A 16,677-nucleotide genomic window follows, 5' to 3' on the forward strand; every position below is an offset into this window, starting at 1 on the left:
CCGGCCGCGCTGATCTGGCTTCTGTGTCCGTGGCCTGCCTCCCTTGGCCTGCCTCCCTGGCGTACGCCGCTGTGTGTGTTAACGGTGGGCAATAACAGACACACCAGGCAGGAGACGCGTCGTTGGTCCAGCAATCCGGATTGTATGCCCCGATCGTCCGCGAGGCCATGGCCTATGTGCTTGCCGGCGGCCGCGGGTCACGGCTGCTGGAGCTGACCGACAACCGCGCCAAGCCGGCGGTCTATTTTGGCGGCAAGAGCCGGATCATCGATTTCGCCCTGTCCAACGCGCTGAATTCGGGCATCCGGCGGATCGGTGTTGCAACCCAGTACAAGGCGCACAGCCTGATCCGGCATTTGCAGCGCGGCTGGAACTTCTTCCGGCCGGAGCGCAATGAGGGTTTTGATATCCTGCCGGCTTCGCAACGTTCGGGCAACGACTGGTATGCCGGGACGGCCGACGCGCTGTATCAGAACATCGACATCATCGAGGGCTACAACCCACAATACATCGTCATTCTGGCGGGTGATCACGTCTACAAGATGGATTACGCGCGGATGCTGATGCAGCACGTCGACCAAGGCGCCGACGTCACCGTCGGCTGCATCGAGGTACCGCGCGAGCAGGCGACCGCCTTCGGCGTCATGCACATCGATGACAAGGACCGCATCCTGTCGTTCCTGGAAAAGCCGGCCGATCCGCCGGGTATGCCGGACCGGCCCGACCAGGCGCTGGCCAGCATGGGGATCTATGTCTTCAGCACCCGCTTCCTGATCGAGGAATTGCGTCGGGACGCGGCGGACCCTGGATCGGGCCGCGATTTCGGCAAGGACATCATCCCCTACCTGGTTCGGCACGGCAAGGCGGTGGCGCATCGTTTTGCCCGCTCCTGCGTCACCTCGGGCGCGGAGCGGGAAGCGTACTGGCGCGATGTCGGCACGCTGGATGCCTACTGGGAAGCCAACATCGACCTGACCGAGATCATCCCCGCGCTCGATCTGTACGACCGCGACTGGCCGATCTGGACCTATGCGGAGATCACGCCGCCGGCCAAGTTCGTGCATGAGGAAGCCGGCCGGCGCGGCGAGGCGATCTCCTCCCTGGTATCCGGTGGGTGCATCGTGTCCGGCTCCTTTCTTCGCCAGTCGCTGCTGTTCACCGGTGTGCACGCGCATTCGTATTCTCGCGTCGAGAAGGCGGTCATCCTGCCGGATGCCGATATCGGCCGCGGCGCCAGGCTGCGCAACGTGATCGTCGAGAAGGGCGTGCGCATCCCGCCTGGCCTGGTAGTTGGGGAGGACGCGAACGACGATGCCCGCCGCTTCCGTCGCACCGACCGCGGCATCTGCCTGGTGACGCAACCGATGATCGATCGCCTGACCGCTTGACGCGCGTCCTCGCGGTCGCCTCGGAAATTTTCCCGCTGGTGAAGACGGGCGGACTAGCCGATGTTACCGGCGCATTGCCGCTGGCGTTGCGGGCGACCGGGATCGAGACGACCACGGTGGTACCCGGCTATCCGTCCGTATTGGCGGAACTGGCCGATGCACGGATCGTGCACCGGTTCGCCGACCTGTTCGGCGGTCCGGCGGATGTCCTGCATGGGTCGGCGTCCGGCCTCGACCTGCTGGCGATCGACGCGCCGCATCTCTACGCGCGGCCAGGCAATCCGTATATCGGTCCGGATGGGCACGATTGGCCGGACAACGACCTGCGCTTCGCCGGCCTTGGCGCCGCGGCGGCCGCGCTGGCGGTCGGAGCGGAACCACGTTTCGATGTGGTGCACGCGCATGACTGGCAGGCGGCGCTGACGGCCGCCTATCTGCATTTCCACCCTGGCCGCCGCCCTGGCACGGTGCTCACCGTTCATAATCTTGCCTTCCAGGGGATGTTTCCGGCGTCGGTGTTTCCCCGGCTGGGCCTGCCCGCCTCCGCCTTCAACGTGGCGGGGCTGGAATTCTATAACCTTGTCGGATTCCTGAAGGCCGGCCTGGTCTATGCCGACCGATTGACCACCGTATCGCCGAGCTATGCGCGGGAGATCCTGCTGCCGGAGAACGGCGCGGCGCTGGACGGCGTGTTGCGCCAGCGCGCCGATGTGCTGTCCGGCATCCTGAACGGGATTGACGACGTGGTCTGGAACCCGGCGACCGACCCGCTGATCCCGTCATGCTATACCGCCCCATGGCTGGCCAGACGCGCCGTTAACAAGTCGGCGCTGCAACGGCGAATGGGGCTGGCCGCGCGCCCCGACGCGATGCTGGTCGGGGTGGTCAGCCGCCTGACCTACCAAAAGGGCTTCGATCTGCTGCTTGGCCAGCTCGACCGGCTGGCCGGACAGGGCATCCAGCTTGCCGTTCTCGGTTCCGGCGATCCGGCGATGGAGCAGGCCTTTACCGCGGCGGCGGCGGCTCGGCCCGATCTGGTGGCCTGCGTCATCGGCTATGACGAAATCCTGGCGCACCTGATACAGGCCGGCAGCGACGCGCTGCTGGTGCCATCGCGGTTCGAGCCGTGCGGCCTGACCCAGTTGTGCGCGCTGCGCTATGGCGCGATCCCGATCGTCGCCCGCGTCGGCGGACTGGCGGACACGGTGATCGACGCCAACGAGGCCGCCTTGGCCCGCGGCGTCGCCACCGGCATCCAGTTCGCTCCGGTGACGGCGGACGCGTTGACTGCGGCGTTGGATCGCGCGGGCCGGTTGTGGGAGGATCGCGTGGGCTGGCAACGCATGCAGCGCAACGCGATGGCCGCCGACGTCTCCTGGCGCGGTTCGGCCGAGCGTTATGCGGCACTGTACCGGGCGTTGGAGGTGGAACGGGCTTGAGAAAGATCGGCGCGGGAATTGCGGAAACATTGGGGGTGACCGTATTCGACGGCGGCATCAACGTTGCCGTGCGATCGGCGACGGCCGAGGCGATCGCCATCTGCCTGTTTGACGAGCATGACCAGGAAACCGACCGGCTGCGGCTGCCGGGGCGCACCGGGCCGGTGTTCCATGGCCATGTCGCCGACGTTCCCGCCGGCACGCGCTACGGCCTGCGCGCCTATGGCCCGTGGCAGCCGTCGAACGGGCGCCGGTTCAACCCGGCCAAGCTGCTGGTCGACCCGTTCGCCACGGCGATCGACCGGCCGTTCCGGTTGCATCCCTTGCTGTTCGACAGTGATGCGCCGTTGCCGGACGACACTGCATCGCTGATGCCGAAAGGGATCGTGGGCACACCGGCGTCGGCGCCCGTCACCGGTCGGCCGGTGTTCGACTGGGACCACCAGGTCATCTATGAACTTCATGTCCGCGGCTTTACCAAGACGCATCCAGACATTCCGCCAGCGCTGCGCGGTACGTTCGCTGGTCTCGGCCATGCCGCCAGCATCCGCCACCTGACCCGCCTGGGCATCACCACGGTCGAACTGATGCCCTGCGCCGCCTGGGTCGATGAACGGCATCTGCCGCCGCTGAACCTGACGGATCACTGGGGGTATAATCCGGTTGCGTTCCTCGCGCCTGATCCCCGGCTGGCACCCGGCGGCTGGGCCGAGGTGCGCGCCGCGGTCGATGCGCTGCATGCGGCCGGGATCAGCGTCATCCTGGACGTGGTGCTGAACCACAGCGGCGAAAGCGATGAGCACGGACCCACATTGTCGCTGCGCGGCCTGGACAACGCTGGCTACTATCGGCTGGCACCAGGCGATCCGGCGCGTTACGTCAATGACGCCGGCTGCGGCAACATCCTGGCGATGGACCGGCCGGCGGCGCTGCGGCTTGGCCTGGACGCGCTGCGCGCCTGGGCACGGTTCGGCGGGCTGGACGGGGTTCGGCTCGACCTGGCGGCGACGTTGGCCCGGCGCGAGAGCGGGTTCGACCCGGATGCGCCGTTTCTGCTGGCTGTCGAACAGGACCCGGTGCTGTTTAACCGGGTGATGATCGCCGAACCCTGGGACATCGGGCCGGATGGCTACCAGTTGGGCGCCTTCCCCGCCCGCTGGGGCGAGTGGAACGACCGCTACCGGGACACGATGCGGCGGTTCTGGCGTGGCGACGGCGGCATGGCGGGCGAATTCGCCACCCGCTTCGCCGGATCGGCCGACATCTTCGCACCTAGGCATCGCCCGATCTCACGCGCCATCAACTACATCACCGCGCATGATGGCTTCACCCTGGCCGATCTGGTTGCGTATCAATCCAAGCATAACCTCGCCAATGGCGAGCAGAACCACGACGGCTCGGACGACAACCTGTCCTGGAACAACGGCATGGAAGGGCCGAGCGACGATCCGGCGATCCGCGGCAAGCGGGGGCGTGATGTCCGGGCGCTGCTGGCGACCCTGCTGCTGTCGCGTGGCACGCCGATGCTGTCGATGGGCGATGAGGCCGGCCGCACGCAGGCCGGCAACAACAATGCCTACGCGCAGGATAACCCGACGTCCTGGTTTGATTGGCGTAATGCCGATCCGGCGTTGATCGAATTTACCGCGCGTGTGGTTGCTGTCCGCCGGTGCCTTTTGCCGCTGTTCGGCGGCAACGTGCTGCAAGGCGGACCGGGTCCGGACGCGACGCTGCCGGATGTCGCCTGGCTCCGAGCGGATGGACAGCCGCTGTCCCCGGACGACTGGAACCGCGACGGCAACCGGACGGTGATCGCTTGCCTGTATGGCGGCGGTGTCAGGGCGGTGCTGGTGTTCCACGCCGGCACGGCGCCAGCCGACGTCGTGCTGCCCGCGCCGCGGCCGGCGCAGACATGGCGCCGGCTGCTGGACACCGCCGAACCGGAACAGGATAGCTTGGTTGCGGCCCGCTCGATCGCGGTTTTCGTGGAGCAAGCCGGGGACGTTGTCCGCCACGCGACCGGCGTGCCGGATGCAGCATTGGATCGGTAACCTTCGCGGGGATTGATCCGGTCTGGTGGGACGTCGAAGGCGGGTTCCGCACGGTCGGCGCGGACACCAGGCAGGCGCTGCTGGCGGCGATACGCCTGCCAGCCGCGACGCTGGACGATTGTCGCGACAGCCCGGCGTGCCATCCTCCATGCTGCATTCGTCGCTCGGGCGTCGAACCAATCAGATGCGGTGCCGGACGCGATCTGCTGTCCAGGGGACGGTAACTACGGACGTTGGGGTGCGTCAGCAGATAAAGCCTTAATAAAAGGCAATAATCGCGTCCGTTTCGCGTAGTATGGCCTCGTGACAGGCATTTGCATAGATTTCGCCGATTTACAGACCAGACTTTGACCAGAGCCGTTTCCTTGACACGTTCACAGTCGGCTGCGCATGGGCGTATTCGTGGCAAGCTGTTCTGCTTTGGCGTAGCCCCGGCATGAGAACGGCTTGGCTTGTTGTGGTCTGGCAACCTGGACTCGCGCTTGCACCGGTTGGGGCAACGACGCCGGCGCGGTTCCGGCGGCGTGGTGGCGGGATCGAACTCAAGCGCCCGGAGTACCTGATGAGTTTGCGTTCACTGTATGTGCAGTTCCTGCGGCATGAAGATGTCGAGGACTATTCGCTTCGTTATGCCCCTTCGTCGTTCCGTAAGTGGACGCCGCGGATGGTCGCCTCCGCCGGGCTGGGCGGAACAGCGGCGCTGTTCCCGTTCGCGATCAGCGCGGTGATGGTCAATCAGTACGGCAGCCATGACGCGCTGATCGGCAACCTGATTGCCTCGGCGTTTTGCGTGCTGACAGGAATTCCGATCGCCAACGCGATCGCGCGCTATAACCTGGATATGGATCTGCTGACGCGGGGTGCCGGGTTCGGTTATTTCGGGTCGACGATCACCTCGCTGATCTTTGCGACGTTCACCTTCATCTTCTTCGCCTTCGAGGGCGCGATCATGGCGCAGGGGATTACCGGCACATTCGGGGTGCCGATCCGCCTGTCCTACGTGATCGTTTCGGTGGGCGTGCTACCGCTGGTGGCGTTCGGGATGTCGTTCCTGGCGAAGTTCCAGACGTGGACATGGCCTCTATGGCTACTGCTGCTGGCGGCGCCACTGGCCTATGTGGCGATCGGGGCACATCACGGGGTCGGCGCGTGGCTGTCATATCAGGGCATGCCGACCGGTCCGACGCATGTGCGGGGCGGCGCGACGGGGGTGAATGCGGCGGCGATCGGATTGATCGCGGCGGCGCTGACCTCCGGGCTGGCGCAGATCGGCGAGCAGGCTGACTATGTGCGGTTCATGCCGGACAAGGACGACGGGAACCGAGCCTGGTATGTGTTCTGGACGTTCCTGTCCGGACCTGGCTGGGCGGTGTTGTTCGTGGTGACGTTTTCGCTGGGGGCGTACCTGGCGTCCTGGTCGGCGCCAGCGATCGGGGTGCGGTCGGACGAGCCGTTCCAGTCGTTTCTCTATGCTTACGACCAGTTCCTGCCGCACTGGCTGGGACTGTCCTGCGCGTTCCTGCTGGTGGTCTGCGCGCAGGCGAAGATCAACGTGACGAACGCGTATTCCGGATCGCTGTCGTGGTCGAACTTCTTCTCGCGCGTGCTGCACCGGCACTATGGGCGTTTCACCTGGCTGATCCTGCAGGTGGCGATTGGGCTGGGGCTGATGGAGGCCAACATATTCAAGGAGATGGACGCGCTCCTGGGGTTTTACTCCAACGTGGCGGTGGCGTGGATTTCGGCGGTGTTCGCGGACCTGTTCATCAACCGCCGCCTGCTGCGGATCGGGCCGGATTGGATCGAATTCCGGCGGGGATATCTGTATGACTTCAACCCGGTCGGGTTCGGCAGCATGATCGTCGCTTCGGTGGTGGCCGTGGCGGCGTATTTCGGCGCCTTTGGGACGGTGCTGGCGAACTACTCGCCGTTCGTCGCAGCGGGGCTGGCGATGGTGCTGGTGCCGATCGTGGCGGTGGCCACGCGCGGGCGGTTCTACATCAAGCGGATGCCGGAGGCCGAGCGGATGGGGAATACGGCGGGTTCGGCGCGACAGGTGTGCGTGCGGTGCGAGGATGCATTCGAGCCGTTCGACACGGTGTCCTGCCCGTTCCATCGCGGCACGATCTGCTCGCTTTGCTGCACGGTGGAGTCGGCCTGCCACGACGTCTGTAAGGCGTGACCAGGACGGGTAACCCCAGGAGACAGGGGCGCGTTGCGGAAGGTTGATGTGAAGGGACAGGACAATCTTGCCGCCGCCTACGTGTCCACGCACGACCTGCCGATCTTGGCAGGCTGGTGGAACGGCGCTGACATCCGGGAAAAGCATGACCTGGGCCTGATCGATGGCCGGCAGGCCGATCACGCCGACAGCGGCCGCACGCGAGAGAAGACCATGCTGGTCGACCTGCTGCGCGAGCCGGCGCTGCTGACCAAGAACGTGGACGTCGCCCACCCGATGCCGATGTCGGTCGCCGTCGCGGTGCATGGCTTCGTTTGTGCCACCCCCTGCCCTGCTGGCTCTGGTCCAGGCGGACGACCTGCGGGCGAGGCCGTGGCGGTCAACCTTCCCGGCACCGACCGGGAACGGCCGAACTGGCGGCGGCGGATCGACACCGATGACTCGGCGCTATGCCGGACGCCGCTGGCCGAGGCCATTCTGTCGGCGCTGCGACCGCCGGCGACGGATATGACGGCCGCGTGCAACACCGCCTTGGATTCCGGCGAGATCGGCCGCTGTTGATTTGCCGTGAACGCGTTCATAGTTCTGGCGCATGAACACCATGATTTCCAACGATCCAATCCGTATGGGTCTTACATGAGCGACCTGTTCGCTCCGGATGGCGGCTGGCGGGTTCGCATCATGGACCTGTCTGGCGGCGCGCAGGACAATATCACCGAGGAAATCGGCGGTTTCGACACCCTGATGCACGCCAACGAATTCGCGCGGCGATACGTCCGCGATTCCATCGAGCATTGCCGCGTCGCCGGCATGTCCACCAAGGACGTGCTGGAGGCTTGGTTCGCCTTTGGCGAAGATGCGGTCGTGCTCGACGCCGCCGAGGGCGGCTGGAAAAGCGCTACGGAACTCGGTGACTTCGTGGATCGGCGTGCGAGCCAGGAGGAGCGCGACTGGCGTTCTCTTGATCCGCGTCGTGACGATCCGGACACCGGTCTCGACGCCGAGGAGGGCGACGAGTGATCCGCGTCCGCTTCGCCGCCAGCCCGGTCGGGCCGTTGTTCGTCAGCGGCGCCAGGGTCGCGTTGGCGAACCACCTGTTCGCTCGCCGCGGCGATGGCCGGCTTTTGCTGCGCCTTGACGATCTGGACCAGGAACGCTCCAGCCCGGCCCACGTCATGCAGATGATGCAGGACCTGCGCTGGTTTGGCATCGAGTGGGACGACTGCGCCCAACAGTCCGAACGGCTGGAACTGTATTTGGAGGCAATATCCCGCCTGAAGCAGCGCGGCCTGATGTATCCTTGTTTCGAAAGCGAGGCGGAACTTCGGGCGAAGCGGGAATTCCGCCGCAAGCGCAATCAGTCCACGGTCTACGACCGAGAGATGTTGTCGCTGACCGCGCGCCAGCGGGACGCCGCGGAAGCCGGCGGCAAACGCCCGCACTGGCGTCTGCGGCTGTCCGGTCGGGTCATCGAATGGCGTGACATGATCGCGGGGGACCGCCGGACCGCGCTGACCTCGGTTTCCGATCCGGTGCTGGTGCGCGCCGATGGCAGGCCCATGCCGATCCTGGCCAGCGTGGTCGACGACATCGCATTCAGCACGACGCACATCATCCGCGGCGAGGGCAATGCTGGCCACACGGCGATCCAGATCGAATTGTTCGAGACCTTGACCGGTGCCCCCGCCATGATCCGGTTCGCGCATCTGCCGCCGCTGGCCGATGCGGCCGAACCAGCGCCTGCCGGCGTGGCGGGACGGCGCATCGGCAGCCTGTCGTTGCGCGGACTGCGAAACGACGGCGTCGAGCCGATCGCTATCGCGGCGTGCCTGGCGAATTGCGAGGCTGATCAGGCGGAGCCGCCGGCGCTGAACGATCTGGCTGCGCGCTTCGACCTTAAGGCATTCGCCGGATGCGGTTTCGATCCGACCCGGCTGCTCGCGATCAACCGCGGCGTGCTGCGACGCATGGGTTTCGCCGCCGTCGCCGACCGCTTGCCGGGCGGCGCCACCGAAGCGTTCTGGCTGGCGGTGCGCGGCAGCCTGGACCTGCTGAAGGAAGTCCGCGGCTGGTGGGATGTCGTCGGCGGTACCATTGTTCCGCCGGTGGTGGAAAACGAGTATGGGCTTCTGGCCACCGCCGAAGCGGTGCTGCCGCCCGAACCATGGGATGGCTCGGTCTGGACGCGCTGGATCGCGGCGCTGGAACAGGCCACCGGACGCGTCGGAGAGGACCTGCTGCCGCCGCTGCGCCTGGCCTTGACAGGAGAAGACACCGGGCCGGATCTGGCCGACCTGCTGCCGTTGATCGGGCGGTCGCGGGCGGCGAGCCGGTTGCACATCGCCGTGGCATGAAGCGCGCTACCCCGGCACGCCCTTGCTGGTGGAGTACTCGAAGTGCAGCGCCTGGTCCGGATGCACGATCGGGAAGATCGCATGTGCCGCGACCGCCGCCTCGCTGAAGCCCTGGAGAATCAATTTCAGCTTGCCGGGATAGGTCGACACGTCGCCGATCGCGAAGACGCCCGGCAGGCTGGTCTGGCCGGTGGATGGATCGACGGTCACGTGGTGCATGTGCCGTTCCAACCCCCAGGCGGCGATCGGCCCCAGATCCATCGACAGGCCAAAGAACGGCAGCAGCACGTCGGCCGGAAGCTGCCGCGTGGCACCCTCCATCGTAGCGACCTCGACCGCTGACAGCAGGCCATCCGTCCCATGCAGCGCATGAAGCTGGTAAGGGATCACCAGCTCGATCTCGCCACGCTGTGCGGCTTCGTCGAGTCGCGCGGCGGTTTCCGGCGCGGCGCGGAATTTCGGGCGGCGATGCACCACGGCGACCTGGGCGATGTCCTTCAGCGCCAGCGCCCAGTCCACCGCCGAGTCGCCGCCGCCAGCGATAACCACCCGCCTGCCGCGCAGGTCTTCCCGCTGGCGGACGTAGTATCGCACTGCGCCGCTGGCCTCGAACGCCGGCAAGCCCTGCAGCGGCGGGCGGTTTGGACCGAACGCACCGGCGCCGGCGGCGATGATCACCGCCTTGGCGCGCACCGCATCGTCTTGGTCGGTGGTCAGGAGGAAGGCGCCGGACTGCCCGCTCAGGCCGTTGACCTGGCGGCCGAGCAGGCGGGGGATGGCGAACGGGGCGATCTGCTGTTCCAGGCGGGTGATCAGGGTGCCGGCCTCGATCGCCGGATGCGCGGGGATGTCGTAGATCGGCTTTTCCGGATACAGCGCGGTGCATTGGCCGCCGATTTCGGCCAGTGCGTCGATCAGCACGCTGGACAATCGCAGCATGCCCAGCTCGAAAACGGCGAACAACCCCACCGGGCCGGCACCTATGATCGCGACGTCAGTTTCGATAGGACGTGTCATGGCATGGCGTATAAGTCGCTTTTTTGTCAGGACAAGGACCTAACACCCGCGTGACATCGGGTCGTAAGCGATAACCGGCTGCCCACCTATCGGATTGGCAACTTTCAGGTTGATTCGTGAACAGCTTAGACGCGGCGCTCAGGCGGCCTTATCCAAAGACGGTCGTCGCGGTGCCGGCCAAGAATGAGGCGGATCGGATCGGGCCATGCCTGACGGCGCTGAACCATCAGATATACCCGCCGGATGCGGTGGTGTTATTGCTGAACAACTGTACGGATGAAACAGACTTCGTTGCTCGCGCGCTGTCGCCAGAGCTCCGGTATACTTTGCATATCATCCCCATTACCTTACCACCCGATCGGGCCAATGCTGGGCAGGCTCGGCGCATGGCCATGGCGCTCGCCGCCCGCGAGGCCGGACGGGATGGGATCTTGCTCACGACCGATGCCGACACCGTGGTGCCTTCGGACTGGATAGGCCGCAATCTGAATTGGCTGCTGCGTGGTGCCGATCTGGTCTGCGGCAAGGCAGCGGTCGATCCGGTCGAAGCGGCGCTGATCCCGGCGCGGCTGAATGCGGACCACGACAGGGAACGTCACCTCATTCAGGTGCTGGACGACCTGGCGTGCCAGATTGATCCCGATCCATACGACCCGCCGCGGCGCCACGCCGAGGCGTCGGGTGCCAGTCTGGCGGTTTGGGTCGCCGTCTTCGACAAGGTCGGCGGGATTCCGCCGACTTCCTGCGGGGAAGACCGGGCGTTCGTCGACGCGCTCCGGCGCATCGACGCCCGCATCCGGCATGATCCCGCGATCGAGGTGGTGGTTTCCGGCCGTGTTCTGGGACGCGCCGAGGGCGGCATGGCGGCGACGCTCCAGCGGCGGCTGGTGCGGCAGGATGAACTGGCAGATGATCAGATCGAGCCGGCGGAAAGCGTGATACGCCGCGTGGCCCTGCGCGGCCGGACGCGCTCCGCCTGGGCAAGTCGCCGGCCGGACCGTTTTCTGGCGGAGGATCTGGCGATTGAACCGGCCCTGCTGGGCAAACTATTATCCAGGCCATTTTTCGGCGCGGCCTGGGCGGAGATCGAATCCCGCAGCCCGCGCTTGGCGCGAACCCGGGTACGGTTCACCGATCTGCCGGCCGAGATCGAGGCGGCGAACAGCCTGCTGTCCCGGCTGCAGGCGCCCGAGACCATGGCGGCGGAATGATGCCAGCGCTGGCGGATCAGGTCGGCGCCCTGGTTCCCCGGATGCAGGGCCGAGCCGGGATGCTGGACCGGGATGCGATGTTTCCGGCGGAGGATATCGCCGAACTGCGGCAGGCCGGCGCGCTTTCGCTGGCGCTGCCGGTGCGGTTGTCCTCACGCGATGACATGTTGGCCGACCAGTTGGCGGCGGTGCTGACACTGACCGGGCGCGGCAACCTGTCCGTCGGCCGGGTCCTGGAGGCACATCTCAACACGCTGCACCTGATCGGGCGCTATGGAACGCCGGCGCAGTGGCAGACGGCAACTACCGACGTTCAGGCTGGGCATCTGTTCGCGCTGTGGGTGACTGATCCGCCGACAGGGGGACTTTGGATGCGGCGCTCCGGCGGCACCATCCGGCTGACAGGCGCGAAGCAATTCTGCTCCGCCGCCGGATATGCGACCCGTACGCTGGTGACCGCCCAGGATGAGGACGGAGGCACGCGGATGCTGATCCTGCGGCTGGGCAGCGGCGAGACGGTGACGGGCCTGCCATCGCCGCTGCAAGGCATGCGGGCAGCGGTGACCGGCGCGGTGGATTTCTCCGGTTGCGAGACCGCGGTGGACAGCGTCCTGGGTCAGGCAGGCGATTACCTGCGAGAGCCGGATTTCTCCGCCGGCGCCTGGCGCGGATCGGCTGTGGCACTGGGCGGGCTGATCGCGCTGCTGGATCTTGCGACCGAGCAGCTTCGCGCGTCCGGCCGGCTGACCAGCCCGCATGTCCAGGCGCGTCTTGGTCAGGCGATGATCGCGCGGGAAACCAGCCGGATGTGGGTGCGGCACGCCGGACGCGTCGCGGAGGACCCGACGGCACCGGCCGGGCATCGTGTCGCCACGGTGGGGCTCGGGCGGATCGCGGTGGAAAGCGCGTGCCTGGATGCCATGCGGCTGGTGCAGCGGTCGCTGGGGTTGTCGGCCTTCCGGCAAGGCAACCCGGTCGAACTTCTCTGCCGCGACCTTTCGACCTATTTGCGTCAGCCGGCGCCGGATGAAACGCTGACTGACGCCACGCGCTGGTTTACCGAGAACCCAACGCCATGATTGCGGCCGGCGACCTGCATCAGGCCTGGCGCGCGCTGCCGGTTGCGCCATTGAGCGACATCATCGGCGGCGGGACATGCCTGATCCTGGCGCCGCATCCTGACGACGAAAGCCTTGGCTGCGGCGGCCTGATTGCCGCCTGCTGCGCGGCCGGTCGCCCGCCCCTGGTGGCAATCCTGACCGACGGCGCCGGGTCGCATCCGCAGTCCCATGCCTTTCCACCCGCGCGGCTGCGCGCGCTGCGTGAGAGGGAGGCTCGGGATGCGGTCGCGTATCTGGGTCTGCCGCCCGATCGCATCCTGTTCCTGGGCCAGCCAGATACCGCAGCACCGCACCAGGGACCGGCGTTCACCGTGGCGGTCAACGCACTGTCCGCCTGTGTCAAGCGGGAGAACCATTGCAGCGCCATCCTTGCGCCATGGCGGCATGATCCGCATTGCGACCACGAAGCCGCATCGCTGATCGCCGCGGCCGTGGCCGAGCGCTGCGAAATCCGTGCAGTCGGCTTCCCGGTCTGGGGTTGGACATTGCCCGACGATCATGCCGTTCCGGCGCCGGAAAGCAGCGGGTGGCGACTGGACATCGCCAGGTTCCTGCCGTTGAAACGGCAAGCCATTCAGGCGCACCGTTCGCAGTATGGCGGACTGATCACCGACGATCCGACCGGCTTTCAGCTTCCGCCGGCGCTTCTTTCGGCCTTTGAAACTTCATTCGAGACGTTCCTTCAGTCATGAGCACTTCCAGAACACCGGATCATTTCGCACGGCTTTATGAATCCAATCCCGACCCTTGGGGATTTCAGACCGACCCGTACGAGCAGGCCAAATACCGGCGATCCATAGAAGTGCTCGAGGCTGCCCTGTTGTCCCGTGATGGCCCAGACAATCCTGCCCCGCGTGCCCGGTTGTCCGGTCATGACACTGGGAAAACGACCGATCTGTCGAGCCGCCGTTTCACCGCCGGCCTGGAAGTTGGTTGCTCGATCGGCGTGCTGACCCGCATGTTGGCGCCACTGTGCGACACGCTGCTGGGTCTCGACATTGTCGACCAAGCGTTGGAGGCCGCTGTCAAGCGATGCGCCGACCGTCCTTGGGTGAGGTTCCAGCGCATGCGGATGCCAGATGAGTGGCCCGATCAGCGTTTCGATCTGATCCTGTTTTCGGAGGTGCTTTACTTCCTGACTCCGCATGACATCCGTCGCTGTGCCGACCGGGCCAAGCACAGCCTGCTGCCCGGTGCCAGGGTGCTTCTGGTCAACTGGCTCGGCCAGTCGGACGATCCCTGTTCCGGTGACCAGGCGGCGGAGCATTTTATCGCCGCGACGGCGGGAACCCTGAGCGTGAGGCGTCAAGACCGCCAGCCTGGCTACCGCCTCGATCTCCTGACGGCGCCGTGAACCCGGCGGCGCACCTGACCAGAGCCCGACGGGCGCGAGCGGCATCTGATGCAAGTTTTAGTAGTGCGGGCAGTTGGAGCGGCTGTCGCAGCAGGGACGTCAGCACCTGCGGCAGGCCAATTTCCCCCTGGTGATCCAAAGCCATCAAGGCGGCTGGGGGCAAGTTCCGTCCCGCCGGGTCGCAGATCGCACGCACCACGACGAAGGCCAGGTCGTGGGCCTCGGCCGTCTTTGCAACGCTGCCGCTTTCCAGATCGATCGCCTGCGCCCGCGTCGAGATGTGCAACCGATGCTTGGCGGCTGCGTCCGCGGCGACTGACGTGCCGGCCAGAAGGCAATGCCTGGTCAGTCCACCAAACCGGCGGCCGAGATCAGGGTCCGCCTTATACATCCTGTCGTCGGAGAGAACCGCTTCGGGAACGATAATGGTCCCCGGCCGCAGCGCGGGGTCCAACCCGCCCGCGAGGCCGAAGCTGACCAGGGCATCCGCGCCATTCTCGATCAGCCGTCGAGCCGCGTCAGCCGCACCGTTGGGCGTGCCGCCGCCGGCCAGGACAGGACAGCCGAAGCGCCTGGCGATCTGGGCCTCCGCTGCCAGGCCGACGACGAAGCCCAGGATCAGAACCCGACCTCGACCCGGCGCGTGTTGCCGCGCAGCAGGTTGCGGTAGCGCGCCAGGGCCAACAGCGGGAAATACAGCCGGTAGCCATGGTAGCGCAGGTAGAACACCCGCGGGAAACCGACGGCGGTGTAAGGTTTCTCGGTCCATTCGCCGTCGGCGTGCTGGGTGCGTGCCAGACAGAAGATGCCACGGGCTGTCGCGGGATGATTCACGGCACCAGCCGCCATCAGGCCCAGCACCGCCCAGGCAGTCTGACTCGGGGTGCTTTCCTTGTAACGGCCATGTGGCGCGTCGGCGTAGCTTTCCTCGTCCTCACCCCAGCCACCATCGTCACGCTGGACCGACACCAGCCAGTCCACCGCACGCCGTATCGCGGGATCGTCAGGTGGAATTTCGGCTGCGTTCAAGGCGCACAGGACGGACCAGGTTCCGTAAATGTAGTTCGTGCCCCAGCGGCCGAACCAGCTTCCGTCGGCCTCCTGCTCCCGCCGCAGATAGGCCAATGCGCGGGCCATCACCGGGTCGTCCGGCGGCATGCCGATCTGTGCCAGGAAGGATACGCAACGTCCACTGACATCCGCCGTGGGAGGGTCGAGCAGAGCACCATGGTCGGCGAAGGGAATATGATTCAGGTAATGATGGGTGTTCTCCGGCTCGAACGAGCCCCAGCCACCGTCAGACGACTGCATGCCGATCACCCATTCCTGGGCGCGGTCGATCGCGTCGATATGTGCGGGGTCGCCGTTCCGGTGCAGCAGCATGCCGACGACGGCGGTATCGTCCACGTCCGGATAATGCGGATTTTCATATTGGAACGCCCAGCCACCGGGCCGCAGTCTAGGCCGGCGCACCGCCCAGTCGCCGACAACATCGGTGATCTGCCTGGGCCTTAGCCAATCGCAGGCATCATCGGTCGGCAGATCAGCCTCGGCCAGGGCGTGGCCGGCGAGGCTGGTGTCCCAGACCGGAGACAAGCAGGGCTGGCAGTAGGCCTGATCCCGCTGGATCACCAGCAGCCGGCGCACCGCTTGCCAGGCGATGGCGGCATCGGGATGGTCGGGCGCATAGCCCAGCGCATCAAACATCATCACGCTGTTCGCGATGGCGGGATAAATCCCGCCCAGTCCGTCCTGCCCGTTCAGGCGCTCGGTGACGAAGGCCACAGCCTTGTCGATGGCGTGCTGCCGTGGGCGCTTCGGAAACAGCGGCTCGATGCGGCGCAGCACGCTGTCGAGGCCCTTGAAGAAGCGTCCCCAGGCCGAACGGTAGGGCCCGCGGATATAGTCTCGGACCTGTTGCGGCGGTGTGTGGAACAGCTCCGGTATCTCGATTGCTTTCGGGTTCCGCGCCTTGGGACGCAGCGCCATCAGCACCAGCAGCGGGACGATGACGGTGCGCGACCAGTAGGACACTTTCGACAGGTGGAACGGGAACCACAGCGGCAGATGCATGATCTCCATCGGCATCACCGGCACCGCCCGCCATGGCACCTGTCCGAACAACGCGAGCTGCGCGCGCGTGAACACATTAGTCCGTTCCGCACCGCCGGCCGCAAGGATCGCTTGCCGCGCGCGTCGCATGTGCGGCGCGTCAGGGTCGTCGCCGATCGACTTCAGGGCGTAGTAGGCCTTCACGCTTGCAGAAATATTGAACGCCCCATCGTGGAACAGCGGCCAGCCGCCATGCGCCCCCTGGATCGCGCGCAGATAGGCCCCGATGCGTTGCTCCAGCACCGGATCGATCCGGTCGAGGTAGTGTTCCAGCAGCACATATTCGGCGGGAATGGTGGCATCCGCCTCCAACTCGAAGACGAAGTGACCGTCCGGCTTCTGGTGCCGCTTCAGCGCCTCGGCCGCGCGGGTGACCGAGTCCCGCAATGCGGCATCATCAACGACCGGCGCAAGGGAGATCGCGTCGAGGGCCATCATGTCCTTGTCG

Annotated in this window: 14 protein-coding genes; 11 read left to right on the plus strand and 3 right to left on the minus strand. The window is 66.2% G+C overall.

Annotated features, from left to right (window positions below):
• The first annotated feature begins 122 nt into the window (after positions 1-122).
• The 7 genes from glgC (at position 123) to ACQY4S_RS10230 (ending at position 9,414) form a co-directional block, all read left to right on the plus strand.
• The gene (gene glgC, locus ACQY4S_RS10200; protein ID WP_428485092.1) at positions 123-1,388 is read left to right on the plus strand and encodes a glucose-1-phosphate adenylyltransferase; all 1,266 of its coding nucleotides are present in this window, start codon (positions 123-125) and stop codon (positions 1,386-1,388) included.
• Entirely contained in the window at positions 1,385-2,827 is a 1,443-nt protein-coding gene (gene glgA / locus ACQY4S_RS10205) for a glycogen synthase GlgA (protein WP_428485093.1), read from the plus strand. The genes glgC and glgA overlap by 4 nt, the downstream gene beginning before the upstream one ends.
• On the plus strand, positions 2,824-4,878 hold the full coding sequence (gene glgX / locus ACQY4S_RS10210; protein ID WP_428485094.1) for a glycogen debranching protein GlgX: 2,055 nt from the start codon (positions 2,824-2,826) through the stop codon (positions 4,876-4,878). The genes glgA and glgX overlap by 4 nt, the downstream gene beginning before the upstream one ends.
• Before the next feature lie 562 nt (positions 4,879-5,440).
• Positions 5,441-7,060, plus strand: a complete 1,620-nt coding sequence (locus ACQY4S_RS10215; RefSeq protein ID WP_428485095.1) for a purine-cytosine permease family protein — start codon at positions 5,441-5,443, stop codon at positions 7,058-7,060.
• A gap of 33 nt (positions 7,061-7,093) precedes the next feature.
• A complete protein-coding gene (locus tag ACQY4S_RS10220) occupies positions 7,094-7,621 on the plus strand; it encodes a 4-alpha-glucanotransferase (protein WP_428485096.1) in 528 nt (175 codons plus the stop codon).
• Positions 7,622-7,696: 75 nt separating this feature from the next.
• Positions 7,697-8,080, plus strand: a complete 384-nt coding sequence (locus ACQY4S_RS10225) for a hypothetical protein (protein ID WP_428485097.1) — start codon at positions 7,697-7,699, stop codon at positions 8,078-8,080.
• Positions 8,077-9,414 (plus strand): glutamate--tRNA ligase, encoded by a 1,338-nt coding sequence (locus ACQY4S_RS10230; protein ID WP_428485098.1) that lies wholly within the window; start codon positions 8,077-8,079, stop codon positions 9,412-9,414. Before ACQY4S_RS10225 ends, ACQY4S_RS10230 begins: the two co-directional genes overlap by 4 nt.
• A 6-nt stretch (positions 9,415-9,420) precedes the next feature.
• On the opposite strand, the gene ACQY4S_RS10235 is transcribed toward ACQY4S_RS10230, so the two are convergent.
• Positions 9,421-10,431 (minus strand): NAD(P)/FAD-dependent oxidoreductase, encoded by a 1,011-nt coding sequence (locus ACQY4S_RS10235; RefSeq protein WP_428485099.1) that lies wholly within the window; start codon positions 10,429-10,431, stop codon positions 9,421-9,423.
• Between the two features lie 116 nt (positions 10,432-10,547).
• Here ACQY4S_RS10235 and ACQY4S_RS10240 point away from each other — a divergent pair, with 116 nt between their 5' ends.
• Genes ACQY4S_RS10240 through ACQY4S_RS10255 form a run of 4 tightly spaced genes read left to right on the plus strand, consistent with a single transcriptional unit; the run spans position 10,548 to position 14,117 of the window.
• The gene (locus ACQY4S_RS10240) at positions 10,548-11,642 is read left to right on the plus strand and encodes a glycosyltransferase (protein ID WP_428485100.1); all 1,095 of its coding nucleotides are present in this window, start codon (positions 10,548-10,550) and stop codon (positions 11,640-11,642) included.
• Complete coding sequence (locus tag ACQY4S_RS10245) at positions 11,639-12,721, plus strand: acyl-CoA dehydrogenase (protein ID WP_428485101.1); 1,083 nt, start codon at positions 11,639-11,641, stop codon at positions 12,719-12,721. Before ACQY4S_RS10240 ends, ACQY4S_RS10245 begins: the two co-directional genes overlap by 4 nt.
• Positions 12,718-13,455 (plus strand): PIG-L deacetylase family protein, encoded by a 738-nt coding sequence (locus ACQY4S_RS10250; RefSeq protein ID WP_428485102.1) that lies wholly within the window; start codon positions 12,718-12,720, stop codon positions 13,453-13,455. Before ACQY4S_RS10245 ends, ACQY4S_RS10250 begins: the two co-directional genes overlap by 4 nt.
• Positions 13,452-14,117, plus strand: coding sequence for a class I SAM-dependent methyltransferase (locus ACQY4S_RS10255; protein WP_428485103.1), 666 nt, complete (start codon positions 13,452-13,454; stop codon positions 14,115-14,117). The genes ACQY4S_RS10250 and ACQY4S_RS10255 overlap by 4 nt, the downstream gene beginning before the upstream one ends.
• Here the strand turns inward: ACQY4S_RS10255 and ACQY4S_RS10260 are convergent.
• Positions 14,032-14,739 (minus strand): hypothetical protein, encoded by a 708-nt coding sequence (locus ACQY4S_RS10260; protein ID WP_428486253.1) that lies wholly within the window; start codon positions 14,737-14,739, stop codon positions 14,032-14,034. The two genes, ACQY4S_RS10255 and ACQY4S_RS10260, sit on opposite strands and share 86 nt — an antisense overlap.
• Positions 14,736-16,664, minus strand: coding sequence for a squalene--hopene cyclase (shc, locus tag ACQY4S_RS10265; protein WP_428486254.1), 1,929 nt, complete (start codon positions 16,662-16,664; stop codon positions 14,736-14,738). The genes ACQY4S_RS10260 and shc overlap by 4 nt, the downstream gene beginning before the upstream one ends.
• Positions 16,665-16,677 lie beyond the last annotated feature (13 nt).

The organism is Rhodopila sp. (genome assembly GCF_965276935.1).
Classification (GTDB): domain Bacteria; phylum Pseudomonadota; class Alphaproteobacteria; order Acetobacterales; family Acetobacteraceae; genus Rhodopila.